The following is a 13,668-nucleotide window of genomic DNA, read 5'->3' as shown; positions in this document are numbered from 1 at the left end:
CAGCCCCGGTGGGCCCGGCTGCTCAGCCCCGGTGGGACGGCTGCGCCGCCGCGGCCAGGTGCCCGAGGAAGGCGGTGACCGCCGGCGGGACCGACCAGCCCCGGCGGACGGCGGTGCGGACCAGGCGGACGGGCGTGTCGTCCGGATGGAGCGGGACGAGGGCGACGTCCGGGCGGGCGGCCCGGGCGGCCAGTGCCGGGATCAGGGTGACGCCCAGGCCGACGGCCACCAGGCCGAGTTTGGCGGGCCACCCGGCCACCTCGTACTCGATCCGCGGCCGGAAGCCGCTGCGCACGCAGGCGGCCAGCAGGGTGGACTCGGCCCGCCGGCTGACGGCGATCCAGTGCTCCTCGGCCAGTTCGGCCAGCCGCACCACCTCCCGCCCGGTCAGCGGGTGGTCCGGCGGGAGGGCCACCAGGACCGGGTCCTCGACCAGTGGCCGGAGGTCGAACAGCTCGGTGTCGTAAGGGTGTTCGGCGTAGGAGGAGACCACGGCGAGGTCGATCGCGCCGTCCCGCAACCGGTCGAGCAGGGCGGCCGAGAGCCCTTCGGTGAGCGAGACGCCGACCCGCGGGTGCGCCGCCCGGAACGCCGCCAGCGCGGCCGGCACCAGGGCCGCGTTGGCGCTGTCGAAGGCGCCGACCCGCAGCCGGCCGAGGTCCAGCGCGGTGAGCGCCGCGAGGTCGCGGCGGGTGCCGTCCAGCCGCTCCAACAGCGCCTCGGCGTGCGGCAGCAGGGTGCGCCCGTGCTCGGTGAGCCGCACCCCGCGGGCCAGGCGGTCGAACAGCGGAGCACCGAACTCGGCCTCCAGTGTGGAGATCTGACGTGATATCGCGGACTGGGTGAATCCCAGTCGCTCACCGGCGGCGGTGAACGACCCCAGCCGGGCCGCGGTGCGGAAGACTTCGAGCCATGCCATGTCCATCCTGCATGGCTACCATGCGAGACATTCGCTTGTCGCCTTGCTCGGCGCTTCGTAGCGTGGAGGCCATGGAGAAGATCGCATTCCTCGGCCTCGGCCGGATGGGGCAGCCGATGGCCCGTCGACTCGCTGCCGCAGGACACCCGTTGACGGTGTGGAACCGCTCGCCCGGCAGGGCGGAGGGGCTCCCGGAGGCCGCCGACCCGGCCGGGGCGGTGCTCGGGGCGGGCGTCGTCGTCACGATGCTGTCCGATCCGGCGGCGCTGACGGCGGTGGCCGGACGGTTCGCGGGGGAGCTGGCGCCCGGCACGGTCTGGATCGACATGTCCTCCGTCGGGCCGGAGGCGGTGGCCGCCCTGCGCGGTCGACTGCCGGACGGGGTCGGGCTGGTGGACGCGCCGGTGCTCGGGAGCGTCGGCCCCGCCGCGTCGGGCGGGCTGACCGTGCTGGCCGGCGGGGAGCCGGCCGACCTCGACCGCGTCCTGCCGGTGCTGGAGACGCTCGGCTCGGTGGTGCGCTGCGGCGGTCCCGGGTCGGGCGCGGCGCTGAAACTGGTGGTGATCGGCGCCATGATCGGGGGAGTCGCGGTGGTCGCGGAGGCACTCGCGCTGGCCGACTCGCTCGGACTGTCGGAGGAACTGGCCCTGGGGGCGCTGGCGGGCGGCCCGCTGGGCGGCGCGGTCGGCCGCGCCCGTGCCACCGACGCGGACTTCCCGGTGCGGCTGGCCGCCAAGGACCTCGCGCTGGCGGGCGGCGGGCCCGTGCTCGCCGCCGTGCGCGAGCGGCTGCTCGCCCACCCCGAACTCGCCGAGCAGGACCTCGCCCGCTGGGTGGACGCGGTCCGGGCCGGCTGAGCGGGGACCGCGAAGCGGGGGTACCTGCCGACCTCCGGCCGGGAGGTGCCCCCACCTGGACGCGCGCCCGAATCGTCCGCGTCCCGCCGTCCGGCTCCTCGGCCCGGCTCACGGGCCCAGGCCGCGAGGACGCTCACCCCGCGGTCCGTCCGAGCCGTCACCGACCGACGCTCAGGCCGGGGGCAGGGGCACCGGGTTGTCGAGGAGGAGATCGTGGCCGACGTCGGTGAGGGTGTGGCGGACCTGCTTGCCCTCGCGGCGGGTGGCGATCAGGCCGGCCGTGCGCAGGGCGGCGGCATGGGCGGACGCGGAGGGCGGGGTGACGCCGAGCCGCTGGGCGAGCTCGGTGGTGGAGCAGGCGCTGCCGGCGATGGTGCGCAGGACGCGGGCCCGGGCGGGGCCGAGCACGGCGGCGAGGCCGTCGGCGGCCGGTGTCCGGGCCGCAGGCTCGGCGGTCGGGGCGGCGATCGGGTGCAGCAGCAGGCTCTGGCGGTCCGGCCCGGCGAGCAGGCTGATGCTCCGCTGGACGAAGTAGTTGGGCCGCAGTTCCAGGCCCCGGCCGCCGAGGTCGAAGGAGCCCTCCAGCTCGCCGAGGGTGCACTCCAGCACCCCGTCGTCCCGCCAGACGGCCTTCGGGTGGAGCGAGTCGAGCATCTCGCCGATCCCGGAGCGGGCGGCGGTGCGGGCCCGGACGGCGATGTCGGCCTCCAGGGCGCGGCGGATGTCGGGCCAGTCCGGGGCGAGGCAGGACCGGAACAGCGCCCAGGCGCCGTCGCTGACCTCGCGCAGGCCCCGGCTGCCGTCCTCGCGCAACCGGGCCAGGGCGGCCGGGACTTCCGGGCCGCTGCCGAACATCGCGACGCCCTCCTCCACGGCCTGCTGCGGGACGGAGAGGAGCGCGTCGAGCTCGTCGGTCAGCTGCCGGCGGACGGCGTCGAGGTCCGCCACCATGAAGTCGGGGACGCCTACCGGGCTCGCGTTGACCACTTCGAGGAAGCGCACGGCCCGCTGGGGCACGTTGCGGCGGATGTCCCGCCACCAGCGCTCGCTGCGCGACCCGCTGCCCTGGTGCACGCCCAACCGGGCCGCGCCGGCCATCAGGTGGTCGAGCGGGGATATGACGAACCGGGTCCTCGCGAGGTCCGCGACCCCGAACCTCAGTGCGATCACGAACCTTCCTCCGGCTCCCCGCAGCCGTCCTGACCTGCCGCGTTGTTGACTATTAGGCCCAGAGGCTAATGCATGGCCGTCCGGTGGTCCCCATCGGCATGCTCTCTCTCGTCGGCGCGACTGAGGCCCGCTCCGGCCCCCACCACGAGGGGAGTGGGGGCCGGAGCACGATCCTCGGCCGGGCGTTCGTCGAACCGAACGCCCGGTGTCGCCCGGTGTCGCCCGGCGGACCGTGCCCGCCGGTGCCCGATCGGCTTCCGCCCGGTACGCGTGCCCCGTGGTCCGTGTCCCGTGGCCGGCGGCCCGTGTCCGGCGGTCGAGGTGGAGCCGGTGACGTACCGGATCCCGGGTTCCCGAACCCGGACCGGCCGCTGCCCCACATGCCGACAGCCCGCCGCGTGGCAGGCCTACGAGGCCATCTGACAGATCACCACTACGCTCGTGCCATGGTTCGTCTCGACGAGCGCGCCGAGGGCGCGGGACCGTTCACGACCCGGGTCACCTGGCGCAGGGCGGAGGGCGGCCTGGCGGTCTGGGAGTCCCGGCTGGCCCGCAAGCGGGGCGTGTTCAGGACGCTGGCCGAGTCGGGTGCGGAGGGTGCTCCGCGCACCGCGGACAGCCGGGCGCTGCGCCGCCTGCGCACGCTCAACACGGTCGCCGCCGTCGCGTTCGTCATCGGGGGCGGGCTGTTCGCCCTCGGCGCCCTCCTCGCCGAGACCACCGCCGTCGGCCCGACCGGGATCGCCTCGGTCTACTTCGTCGGAGGCCTGTTCTTCAACACCGGCGGCTACACCTCACTGCTCCAGGCGGTCAACGCACCCCGCCGCTCCGGCGGAACGGACGCACCGGTCACCTGGCGCTGGCGGTGGTGGAGCTACGAGCCCCAGCGGATCGACTGGCTCGGGACCTTCGTCCTGTTCGTCGGGACCCTGGTGTTCGGTGTCAACCTGCTGGACTCCTTCCTCCAGGGCCTCTCGGTGCAGCAGGCGGACCGGCTGGTCTGGGCTCCCGACATGGTGGGGTGCGTGCTGTTCCTGGTCGCGGGGCACCTCGCGCTCGTCGAGGTCTGCCACGGCCACTTCTGCTTGCACGCGCGCGGCATCGGCTGGTGGATCGTGGTGGTCAACCAGGTCGGGTCCGTGCTCTTCCTGGTCTCGGCGCTGGCCGCGTTCACCCGTCCGGAGACCGGAAGCCAGGTCAACACCGACATCGCGAACTGGGGGACGTTCGCGGGCGCGCTCTGCTTCTCGGCGGGCGGAGTGGTGCAGTACTTCGAGAGGCCGTAGCCGTCGTTCGAGGGCGGGGGACGGGTTCCGTGGGGCGCTGCCGTGCTCGCACGGTGCGGCGCGGTCCCGTCCACCCACCCCGGCCCGGGGTGGGGCGGGGCGGGGCGACCGGGCTCGGCCGGGAGGGCCCGGCCGCGGTTCGGGAGGCCGTCCGCCTCGGGGAGGCCGGCTGCCCGCCTCGGGGGAGGCCGGCTGCCCGCCTCGGGGGAGGCCGGCTGCCCGCCTCGGGGGAGGCCGGCTGCCCGGCCGGCCGCGCCGGTCAGGCGGCCCAGCGGGAGACCGCGAAGCCGTCGCCCTCCCGGCGGACCTCGACGGCGCCCGCGCCCGCGAAGTGCGCCGGGATGACCAGCTCCCGTTCGTCGGCGGCCCGCCGCAGCACCCGCAGCCGGCTGGCGGCGGCCCCGGCCGGGTCCTCGCAGAAGCAGCTGTTGCAGCTCGGGCGGACCAACTGCACCGGGCTGTGCAGCAGATCACCGACGAACACCGCCCGGTCCCCGCGCGAGTCGAGCCGCAGGACCGACGAGCCGGGGGTGTGGCCGGGGGCGGGCTCCAGGGTGAGCGCCTCGTCGATGCGGTGGCCGTCGGACCAGAGCACGGCCTGCCCGGAGCGGATGACCGGCGCGATGCTGTCGGCGAACAGCAGGCGCCGCTCCTCCCGCCAGACCCGTGCGTCGACGCCCGCCGGGGCCGGCCCCGACTCCGGGCCCGCCGGGTCGATCGCGGCGTGGTCGGCGGCCGGCAGGTAGTAGACGGCGTTGGGGAAGGCGGGCACCCACTCGCCGTCCCGGGCGAGGGTGTTCCAGCCGACGTGGTCGCCGTGCAGGTGGGTGTTGACCACGACGTCGACGTCCTCCGGCCGCACGCCCGCCGCCGCGAGCCGGTCGAGGAAGTCGCTCCGCCGGTCGTGGAAGGCCGGGCTGTGCGGGCGCTGCCGCCCGTCCCCGACCGCGGTGTCGACCAGGACGGTCCGCCCGCCGTGCCGGATCACCCAGGTCTGCAGTGCGCCCAGGTAGGTGTCCGCCGCCGGGTCCCAGTGGTCCGGTGCCAGCCAGTCGCGGTTGCGTTCCCACTCCTCGGCCGGCATGTCGGGCACGATCGTCTTCGCCGGGGTGAACGCCCCCGCCCACTCGACCACCCTGATGACCTCCGCGTCGCCGAGCACGATCCGCTCCATGGTTCCTCCCCTGCCGCTGTGTCGCCGCGCACCTCTCGTGCGCCGCCGGTGTCGAGCCTAGGACGGACGGGTGAGTGTCTCAATGCCTGTTTGGATCATCTGGATACGTGATCGGCTCATGGCTGCTCCGGGCGGCATAGGATGGCCGGATGGACGTGGTGAGCGACGCGATCGCGGCCGTGCGCATCGGCCGGCCCTCCTCGGTCCGGCTCCGGGTGGACGGGCCGTGGTCCACCCGGATCCCCGCGTACGACGGGGCCGGGTTCCACGTGGTGCTGGAGGGCGGCTGCTGGCTGCTGCCCGAGGGCGGCGAACCGGTGTCGCTGGGCGCGGGTGACGCGGTGCTGCTGCCGCACGGGACGGGCCACGTGCTGGCGAGTGCGCCGCTGGAGCCGGCCGAGGCCGCGCGGGCCCGGCCGATCGACCAACTGCTCGGACCCGCCCGGACGGTGCCGCCGCTCGGCCCGGAGGGATCCCGGGTGCCCGTCCTCGGCGCCGGGACGGGGCCGGTCGCCGAACTGCTCTGCGGCAAGTACCGCCTGGAGCACAGCCGGACGCATCCGCTGATGCTGGAGCTGCCGGACGTGGTCCACCTGCCGAACCGGATCGGCGGGCATCCCCAACTCCGCTCGGCGGTCGACCTGTTGGGCGGCGAGCTGGCTGCCGACGAGGCGGGTGCGGCGCTGGCCGTGCCGAGCCTGATCGACCTGCTGCTGGTCTACATGGTGCGCGCCTGGCTGGCCGGGCCGTCCGGCGGTGGTGGCGGTGCCGTCGGTGGCGGGGGCGGTGGTGGCGGGGGCGGTGCGGGAGGCCCGGGGCTGCCGGGTGGACCGGAGACCGCCACGCTGTCCGGGGGGCCGGACCGGAGGGGCGGCCGCTGGCCCGCCGCGCTGGGCGACCCGGTGGTGGCGGCCGCGCTGCGGGCGCTGCACGAGGACCCGGCGCGGAGCTGGAGCGCCGAGGACCTCGCCGCCCACGCCGGGGTCTCCCGTGCCACCCTGACCCGGCGGTTCACCGGGCTGGTCGGCCGTCCGCCGATGGCCTACCTCACCTGGTGGCGGATGACGCGTGCGGCGGCACTGCTCCAGCAGACCGCCGAACCGCTGGACGTGATCGCCGGCCGGGTCGGCTACGCGACCCCGTACGCGCTCTCGCACGCCTTCAGCCGGCTCTTCGGGACGACGCCCGGGCGCTACCGGGCCCGTATGTCGACCCTCTTTGCTGACGGATGATCAAACTCTTGAACGCGTGAGTCGGCTTGCCCTGCTCCTGTCAAGTAGGCCTCGGTCGGGCCGTGGGGTGGTGATCCGCCGCGTGTCCGCCCGCCCGTCTCCCAGGTTCGTACCAGGTGAGAGCCCTTGGAGCAGGTGATTCGTCCGTTCTGTCATGTCCTGTCATAGCTCGACTCGGAGGAAACTCCAGGTTTCAAGCTCTGGCGAGCGTTCATGAAGATAACGAAAGAGTCGGGATTGCGGAGAGCTTGAATTTACTTATTGACGCCAGATGACGGGTCCGGGTTAACTCCTCCCACCTCGCCGCAGCGCTGCGGCACCTGTCACGGAGGCACCCCCCTATGAACGCAACGATGCGTCGTGTCGTCATCGGCACCGCCGCGGTCTCGATGGCCCTGTCCATGGCCGCCTGCGGCAAGGCCGGCGCCGACAAGAAGGACACCGCGAGCTCCGGGGACACCAAGTCCATCGGCCTGCTGCTGCCGGAGAACGCGTCCTCCACCCGCTACGAGTCGTTCGACCGCCCGTTCATCGAGGCCAAGGTCACCGCCCTCTGCCCGGACTGCAAGGTCCGCTACAGCAACGCCGAGGGCAGCGCCGCCAAGCAGAAGCAGCAGTTCGACACCCTCATCGCCGAGGGCGTCAAGGTGATCGTCCTCGACGCCTTCGACGCCAAGTCCACCCAGTCCTGGGTCAAGGAGGCGGCCGCCAAGGGGGTCAAGGTCGTCGCCTACGACCGGCTCGCGACCGGCCCGGTCTCCGCCTACGTCTCCTTCGACAACGAGAAGGTCGGCGAACTCCAGGGCCAGGCCCTGCTGGACGCGCTCGGGGCCAAGGCCGCCGACGCCGACATCGTGATGATCAACGGCGACGAGGCCGACCCGAACGCCGCCCTCTTCAAGTCCGGCGCCCACAAGGTGCTCGACGGCAAGATCAAGAAGGTGGTCTACGAGCAGTCAGGCGAGTGGAAGCCCACCGTCGCGGGCCAGAAGACCGGCGCCGCCATCACCCAGCTCGGCAAGGACGGCTTCCAGGCCGTCTACTCCGCCAACGACGGCATGGCCGGCGCCATCATCACCCAGCTCAAGGCGGCCGGCATCACCGTCCCGGTCGGCGGTCAGGACGCCGGCCTGGACGCCGTCCAGCGGATCGTCGCCGGTGACCAGGCCTACACCATCTACAAGGCCTACAAGCCGCTCGCCGACAGCGCCGCCGAACTGGCCGTCAGCCTGCTGCAGGGCAAGGACGTCAAGGCCGTCGCCTCCGCCACCGTGGACAGCGACACCGACAAGGGCATCCCGGCCAAGCTGCTGGAGCCCAAGGTCGTCACCAAGACCAACATCAAGGACACCGTGATCGCCGACGGCCTCTACAAGGCCGCCGACATCTGCACCGCCGACTACGCCGCCGGCTGCACCGCCGCAGGCATCAAGTAGCCCACGCCGCGGGTCCGTCGGCCCCGCCCCGGCACACCGCTGCGGCGCTCCCCGCCCGACCGGGGAGCGCCGGCCCGCCGACCGTCCGCCCGCCCTCCCGGGCGGGCACCCGGACCGCCGCAGGGAACCACCCCCCCGCGGGCACCCGGCCGCGAACACCGGCCCGTCGCGAGCACGACCCGCTCGTGAGCACGGCCCCTTCCGCGAGCACGACCCGTTCGCGGGGACCACACCCCCGCGAGCACCCACCCACCCCCGCCACGCACACCCACGCAGGAGATGGTTCACGTGACAGGCGCACCCGTACTGGCGCTGCGCGCGGTCTCCAAGCGCTTCGGCGCCGTCCAGGCCCTCACCGACGTCGACCTCGACGTCCACGCCGGCGAGGTCGTCGCCCTGGTCGGCGACAACGGCGCCGGCAAGTCCACCCTGGTCAAGACGATCGCCGGCGTCCACCCCATCGACGAGGGCACCATCACCTGGGAAGGCCGCCCGGTCCGGATCACCCGGCCGCAGGACGCCCAGGCGCTCGGCATCGCCACCGTCTACCAGGACCTCGCGCTCTGCGACAACCTCGACGTCGTCGCCAACCTGTTCCTCGGCCGCGAACTGCGCCGACGCGGCACGCTGGACGAGGTCGCCATGGAGCGCCGCGCCAAGGAACTGCTGGACACCCTGTCGATCCGCATCCCCAGCGTGCGGATCCCGATCGCCGCGCTCTCCGGCGGACAGCGCCAGGTCGTCGCCATCGCCCGCGCCCTGGTCGGCGACCCGAGGATCGTCATCCTCGACGAGCCCACCGCGGCACTGGGCGTCGAACAGACCGCGCAGGTCCTCGACCTGGTCGAGCGACTGCGCCAGCGCGGCCTCGGCGTCATCCTGATCAGCCACAACATGGCGGACGTCCGCGCGGTCGCCGACAGCGTCGCCGTCCTGCGGCTCGGCCGCAACAACGGCGTCTTCCCGGTCGCCGGCACCACGTCGGAGGAGATCATCTCCGCCATCACCGGCGCCACCGACAATGCCGTCACCCGGCGCCAGGCACGCATCGCGGAGGAAGCGAAGTGACCACCAGCCAGACCACCCCCACCGCCGGGCCCGCCGACGGCGGCGCCGGCGCGAACGCGAGCGACCCGCGCCTGCTGGTCCGCCAGGGCGGCCTCGCCGGGTACGCCGAGGAGTTCCGGCGCAAGATCCGCAGCGGCGACCTCGGCTCACTGCCGGTCGTCATCGGCCTGATCCTGATCGCCGTCATCTTCCAGAGCGTCACCGGCCACTTCCTCCAGGCCGACAACCTGACCAACATCACCAAGTGGATCGCCGGCTACGGCCTGATCTCGGTCGGCGTCGTCTTCGTGCTGCTGCTCGGCGAGATCGACCTCTCGCTCGGCTCGGTCGCCGGCGTCTGCGCCGCCGTCACCTCCGTCCTGGCCGTGCGCCAAGGCGTCAACGAGTGGCTGGCGATCCTGATAGCCCTGCTCACGGCCGCCGCCATGGGCGCCCTGCACGGCTTCTTCTTCGCCAAGATCGGCGTACCCGCCTTCGTCGTCACCCTGGCCGGCATGCTCGCCTGGAGCGGCCTCCAGGACTACGTGCTCGGCAAGCTCGGCACCGTCAACAACATCAACGACGGCGTCGTCGCCCACCTCGACAACTACTTCCTCGGCGACGGCGACATCTCCTTCGCCTGGCTGCTCGCCGTCCTCGCCATCGGCGGCTTCCTCGCCGCCCAGCTGCTCACCGCCCGCCGCCGCACCGCGGCCGGACTGCCCGCCCGGCCGCTGGGCGACATCGCGCTGCGCACCGGCGGCCTGGCCCTGGTCGCACTGGTCGGCGCCTACACGCTCAACCAGGACAGCGGCCTGCCGCTGCCGCTGGTCGTGCTGGTCGGCGTGGTCGTCCTCACCGACTTCGTGCTCCGCCGCACCTCGTACGGCCGGCAGATCTTCGCGGTCGGCGGCGGCATCGAGGCCGCCCGCCGCGCCGGCATCAACGTGGCCTGGATCCGGATCTCGGTGTTCATGGTCTCCGCCGTCCTGGCCGGCCTCGGCGGCCTCTTCATCGCCTCCCAGCAGGGTTCCGCCGACAAGCTGCTCGGCGGGGGCAACGTGCTGATGAGCGCGATCGCCGCCGCCGTCATCGGCGGGACCAGCCTCTTCGGCGGCCGCGGCACCACCTGGTCGGCCCTGCTCGGCATGCTGGTGATCCAGTCGATCACCACCGGCCTGGACATGGTGCACGCCGCCCAGGCCATCCAGTACATGATCACCGGTGCGGTGCTGCTCGCCGCCGTGGTGCTCGACTCGGTTTCCCGGCGCACCCAGAAGTCCGCCGGCCGGGGCTGAGGCGGGGCCCGCCCCGACCGGGCGGGCCCCGCCCGACGGCCTCGCCGCACGGTCCTCCCCAGCGACCCTGCGCGGGCACCTCCGCGGGCACCTCCGCGAGCGACCCTCCTGAACGGCCCGGTCCCCACCCCCACGGGGACCGGGCCTCCGGTCGTTCCCGGGACGTTGGTCCCTCCCGTCCGCCCGCCCGGGCCCGCACCCTGGATTGCGGGCCCGCCGGTCCGCGGAGTCCGGCGGCGCGAACCGAGCATGTGAGGAAGTACCGCCGTCCATGTCCGCCGAGACGATCGTGCACCGTTTGGTCGACGCCTTCTTCACCCACTGCCACGAGTGCGGTCAGCCCCGCGAAGCGGACTGCCACCCCCGGTCCCACTGGCGCCTGTACCTGGACCTCGACCCGGAGACCGTCCGGCGGATCCGTGCATGGGCGCTCGACCCGGCGGTTCCGGTCGGCACCGACACCGAGCGTGCCGTCCTGCTGCACTGGCTGGACAACCAGGAGGCCTGACCGCCGGCGCCTGCCACGGGACCCCTCGACCCCTGGCGTCCGCTGCGGGACCCCTCGCACCCCTGACGGCTCACCCCGCGCGTCCGCCGGACGCGCGGGGTGAGCCGCTGCGTTCCAGCCCCCCGAGCCCCGAGCCGCCGGTGGCGGCCGCGACGTCGAGGCCTGGCCGCGGGTCCCGGTCGAGGGGGTCCGGGCGGAGGCCGCCCGCGAAGCGCGGGCCGGCGCCGATCCGCTAGCGTGACCGGCCATGCGAACCCTTGAACCGGCCCGTACCGCCCTCGTCCTGGTCGACCTGATGCCCCGGATCGCCGCCCTGCCGCTGGCCCCGCGCACGGGTGCCGAGGTGGTGGCCGTCTCCCTGGACCTCGCGCAGGCGTTCCGCGCCGCAGGGGCACCGGTGGTCGCGGTGCGCGTCGAGCGGCCGGGCGTGGCCGAGCAGCCGCCCGGGAGCGAACTGGTGGCCGAGGTGGCGGAGGCCGCCGACGAGGTCGTGGTCAAGCGCACCATCGGCGCCTTCCACGGCACCGGACTGCACGAGCTGCTCCGGGCCCGAGGGGTGGAGACGCTGGTGTTCGGCGGCGTCGCCACCAACCTCGGCGTCGAGTCCACCGCCCGCGCGGCCTCGGACCACGGTTACGAGCTGCTGTTCGTCGAGGACGCGCTCGCCGCCCTGACCGAGGAGGAGCACCGGGCTGCGGTCGACCTGAACCTGCCCCGCTTCGGCGAGGTGGTCGCGCGGGCCGCGGTCCGCTTCGGCTGACCTCTCCCGCGCCCGCTGCCGCGCCTGTGCCCGCGCGCCCCGGCGTGTACGGCTACTCCTGGGCCCGGTCCGCCGGCCGTCGCGCCAGCTCCAGGGCCTCGCGCAGCCGCCCGCCCGAGGCGGCGAGCAGCCGCGCGGCGGCCGGCGCGTCCACCCCGGCGAGGACGACCAGGACGGCGTCCTTGGCCTCGCCGCCCGTCGCGTCCAGCGCCCGCCGGGCGGTCTCCTCGTCCGCGCCGGTGATCCCGGTGACGATCCGGCGGGCGCGGTCGCGCAGCTTGGCGTTGCCGGCCCGGACGTCGACCATCAGGTTCCCGTACGTCTTGCCGAGCCGGACCATGACCGCGGTGGAGAGCAGGTTCAGCACCAGCTTCTGCGCCGTCCCCGCCTTGAGGCGGGTGGAGCCGGCCAGCACCTCGGGTCCGACCACCACCTCGATGCCCAGCTCGGCCGCGGCGACCAGCGGCGAGCCCGTGGCGCAGGCGAACCCCACGGTCAGGGCCCCGGCGGCGCGCGCGTGCCGTACGGCCGCCACCGTGTACGGCGTCCGGCCCGAGGCCGAGACGCCGACCACGGTGTCGTCGGGAGTCGGCCCCAGCGCGTCGAGGCCGGTGACGGCGAGCTCCTGGCGGTCCTCCGCGCCCTCCACGGCGCGCAGCACGGCCTGCGGTCCGCCCGCGATCAGGCCGACCACCTGCCCCGGCGCGGTGCCGAACGTCGGCGGGCACTCGCTCGCGTCCAGCATCCCGAGCCGCCCGGCCGTGCCGGCGCCCGCGTAGACCAGTCGCCCGCCCCGGGCCATCCGGGCGGCGACCGCGTCCACCACGGCGGCGACCCGGGGCAGTTCGCCGGCCACCGCGGCGGCGACGGTCCGGTCCTCGGCGTTCATCAGCCGCAGCAGGTCGAGGGTCGCCAGCCCGTCGATCGCGCCCCACTCCGGCCGCACCGCCTCGGTCACCGGGTACGGCGGGGGCGGGCCGGCCGGGTGGGACTGCGGAGGCGTCCCGAGCGGGTGGGACGGTCGGGACGGGCCGGGCGGGTGCTCGCTCTCCATACGCCCGACCCTCCCCGTGTCCGGCCGCCGCCAACCCCGGCGGCGGGCCGTCCGGTGCGGGCGGCGTCGGTGGGCGGGTGCCGCCGTCCGGCCGTCAGGCCATCCAGAAGAAGACCGCCGTCATGCGCCGGTCCTCCGGCGTGAGGCCGTGGTAGCCGGTGGCGCTGTGGATGAGGTTGGCGTGGTAGAGGAGCAGCCGGTTGTAGCGGTTGGGCACGCGCACGTCCTCGGTGAACGCGTCGGCCGGGACGCGGCGGGTGCCGAGGGCCTCGACGAGGTTGCTGTGCGGCGCGGTGACGAGGTTGCCGCCGAGCCGCCCTCCCGGGAACTGCTGGCGGTAGAACCCGGTCCCGGCGTCCTCGGGGGCACCGGGGCTCAGGTAGAGCACGGCCGCGTAGCGGCAGAGCGCCCGGGAGTCGGTGTGGGGGCGCGGTTCCGACTCCCCGGCACCGACGACCTGGACGCAGTTGTGGTTGAGGGTGCCGCCGCCCGGGGTGCTCTGCACCCAGAGCCGCCCGGCACCGGTGGCCCTGCGGACCAGGGTCTCGACCCGGGCGAGCTCGCCGGGGTCGAGACCGGGCATGGTCCGCAGTCCGGGCCAGCTCTCCGGCCGGTACGGGTACCCCTCCGTCCAGTCGTCGCGGTCGAGGCAGCGACGCCGGACGGCGTCGGGGTCGGGCAGGACGTCGTCGATCACCCAGTAGTCGCGGCCGGGCGTGGGTTTGCGGTACGGGAGGACCGGTAGGGCGGTCCTCCCGTTGGGCAGTGGGGGCATGCGCCGACCATAGGATTCGAGGGCACCAACGTTCTGCCGTGAGCAGGTCAACCTTTCGTCAAAGGAGCCGGCGCGCCGTGGCCGGGAGCCGGGCACGGGCCGGGCACGGGCCGGCGCCCCGGCGGTGGGCGTTCCGGGGACGGGCGCCCCGG

The 13,668-nt window shown here is 74.5% G+C and carries 13 protein-coding genes and 1 pseudogene; 9 read left to right on the top strand and 5 right to left on the bottom strand.

What is annotated here, in order from left to right:
- Positions 1-22: 22 nt before the first annotated feature.
- A complete protein-coding gene (locus AC067J_RS28315) occupies positions 23-919 on the bottom strand; it encodes a LysR family transcriptional regulator (RefSeq protein WP_478303845.1) in 897 nt (298 codons plus the stop codon).
- 71 nt (positions 920-990) lie between these two features.
- On the opposite strand from AC067J_RS28315, the gene AC067J_RS28310 reads away from it, so the two are divergent.
- The gene (locus AC067J_RS28310; RefSeq protein WP_478303843.1) at positions 991-1,776 is read left to right on the top strand and encodes an NAD(P)-dependent oxidoreductase; all 786 of its coding nucleotides are present in this window, start codon (positions 991-993) and stop codon (positions 1,774-1,776) included.
- Between the two features lie 171 nt (positions 1,777-1,947).
- On the opposite strand, the gene AC067J_RS28305 is transcribed toward AC067J_RS28310, so the two are convergent.
- Positions 1,948-2,946, bottom strand: coding sequence for an ArsR/SmtB family transcription factor (locus tag AC067J_RS28305; protein ID WP_478303841.1), 999 nt, complete (start codon positions 2,944-2,946; stop codon positions 1,948-1,950).
- Between the two features lie 446 nt (positions 2,947-3,392).
- Between AC067J_RS28305 and AC067J_RS28300 the strand changes: the two genes are divergently transcribed.
- Complete coding sequence (locus AC067J_RS28300) at positions 3,393-4,232, top strand: hypothetical protein (RefSeq protein ID WP_478303839.1); 840 nt, start codon at positions 3,393-3,395, stop codon at positions 4,230-4,232.
- Between the two features lie 259 nt (positions 4,233-4,491).
- Here the strand turns inward: AC067J_RS28300 and AC067J_RS28295 are convergent, their stop codons facing one another.
- Complete coding sequence (locus AC067J_RS28295; RefSeq protein ID WP_478303838.1) at positions 4,492-5,406, bottom strand: MBL fold metallo-hydrolase; 915 nt, start codon at positions 5,404-5,406, stop codon at positions 4,492-4,494.
- 149 nt (positions 5,407-5,555) lie between these two features.
- Between AC067J_RS28295 and AC067J_RS28290 the strand changes: the two are divergent.
- The 7 genes and pseudogenes from AC067J_RS28290 to AC067J_RS28260 form a co-directional block, all read left to right on the top strand.
- Positions 5,556-6,149: pseudogene (locus AC067J_RS28290) on the top strand (cupin domain-containing protein); the annotation flags it as partial.
- Positions 6,129-6,638 carry a helix-turn-helix domain-containing protein gene (locus tag AC067J_RS28285; RefSeq protein ID WP_478304116.1) on the top strand — a complete coding sequence of 170 codons (510 nt, stop codon included), beginning with the start codon at positions 6,129-6,131 and terminating at the stop codon, positions 6,636-6,638. The pseudogene AC067J_RS28290 and the gene AC067J_RS28285, both read left to right, overlap by 21 nt.
- 341 nt (positions 6,639-6,979) lie before the next feature.
- The gene (locus AC067J_RS28280; RefSeq protein WP_478303836.1) at positions 6,980-8,074 is read left to right on the top strand and encodes a sugar ABC transporter substrate-binding protein; all 1,095 of its coding nucleotides are present in this window, start codon (positions 6,980-6,982) and stop codon (positions 8,072-8,074) included.
- Between the two features lie 279 nt (positions 8,075-8,353).
- Entirely contained in the window at positions 8,354-9,142 is a 789-nt protein-coding gene (locus AC067J_RS28275; RefSeq protein WP_478303834.1) for an ATP-binding cassette domain-containing protein, read from the top strand.
- A complete protein-coding gene (locus tag AC067J_RS28270) occupies positions 9,139-10,419 on the top strand; it encodes a sugar ABC transporter permease (protein WP_478303832.1) in 1,281 nt (426 codons plus the stop codon). The genes AC067J_RS28275 and AC067J_RS28270 overlap by 4 nt, the downstream gene beginning before the upstream one ends.
- 271 nt (positions 10,420-10,690) lie before the next feature.
- Positions 10,691-10,927 (top strand): hypothetical protein, encoded by a 237-nt coding sequence (locus AC067J_RS28265; RefSeq protein WP_478303831.1) that lies wholly within the window; start codon positions 10,691-10,693, stop codon positions 10,925-10,927.
- Positions 10,928-11,174: 247 nt separating this feature from the next.
- Positions 11,175-11,687 (top strand): isochorismatase family protein, encoded by a 513-nt coding sequence (locus tag AC067J_RS28260; RefSeq protein ID WP_478303829.1) that lies wholly within the window; start codon positions 11,175-11,177, stop codon positions 11,685-11,687.
- A gap of 52 nt (positions 11,688-11,739) precedes the next feature.
- Here AC067J_RS28260 and murQ read toward each other — a convergent pair whose 3' ends face one another.
- Both murQ and AC067J_RS28250 read right to left on the bottom strand, forming a co-directional pair.
- Positions 11,740-12,741 (bottom strand): N-acetylmuramic acid 6-phosphate etherase, encoded by a 1,002-nt coding sequence (gene murQ, locus AC067J_RS28255; RefSeq protein ID WP_478303827.1) that lies wholly within the window; start codon positions 12,739-12,741, stop codon positions 11,740-11,742.
- Positions 12,742-12,835: 94 nt separating this feature from the next.
- On the bottom strand, positions 12,836-13,516 hold the full coding sequence (locus AC067J_RS28250) for a DUF6445 family protein (protein ID WP_478303825.1): 681 nt from the start codon (positions 13,514-13,516) through the stop codon (positions 12,836-12,838).
- Between the last annotated feature and the right edge of the window lie 152 nt (positions 13,517-13,668).

It is taken from the genome of Kitasatospora sp. NPDC042419 (genome assembly GCF_056437345.1).
Note: the sequence above shows the minus strand (reverse complement) of the source record. Positions and strands in the feature narration are given on the sequence as shown.

Bases quoted from the DNA above. Each gene is read 5' to 3' on its own strand.
- AC067J_RS28315 (WP_478303845.1), bottom strand. From the start codon at position 919: ATGGCATGGCTCGAAGTCTTCCGCACCGCGGCCCGGCTGGGGTCGTTC.
- AC067J_RS28310 (WP_478303843.1), top strand. From the start codon at position 991: ATGGAGAAGATCGCATTCCTCGGCCTCGGCCGGATGGGGCAGCCGATG.
- AC067J_RS28300 (WP_478303839.1), top strand. From the start codon at position 3,393: ATGGTTCGTCTCGACGAGCGCGCCGAGGGCGCGGGACCGTTCACGACC.
- AC067J_RS28295 (WP_478303838.1), bottom strand. From the start codon at position 5,406: ATGGAGCGGATCGTGCTCGGCGACGCGGAGGTCATCAGGGTGGTCGAG.
- AC067J_RS28285 (WP_478304116.1), top strand. From the start codon at position 6,129: ATGGTGCGCGCCTGGCTGGCCGGGCCGTCCGGCGGTGGTGGCGGTGCC.
- AC067J_RS28280 (WP_478303836.1), top strand. From the start codon at position 6,980: ATGAACGCAACGATGCGTCGTGTCGTCATCGGCACCGCCGCGGTCTCG.
- AC067J_RS28275 (WP_478303834.1), top strand. From the start codon at position 8,354: ATGGTTCACGTGACAGGCGCACCCGTACTGGCGCTGCGCGCGGTCTCC.
- AC067J_RS28265 (WP_478303831.1), top strand. From the start codon at position 10,691: ATGTCCGCCGAGACGATCGTGCACCGTTTGGTCGACGCCTTCTTCACC.
- AC067J_RS28260 (WP_478303829.1), top strand. From the start codon at position 11,175: ATGCGAACCCTTGAACCGGCCCGTACCGCCCTCGTCCTGGTCGACCTG.
- murQ (WP_478303827.1), bottom strand. From the start codon at position 12,741: ATGGAGAGCGAGCACCCGCCCGGCCCGTCCCGACCGTCCCACCCGCTC.
- AC067J_RS28250 (WP_478303825.1), bottom strand. From the start codon at position 13,516: ATGCCCCCACTGCCCAACGGGAGGACCGCCCTACCGGTCCTCCCGTAC.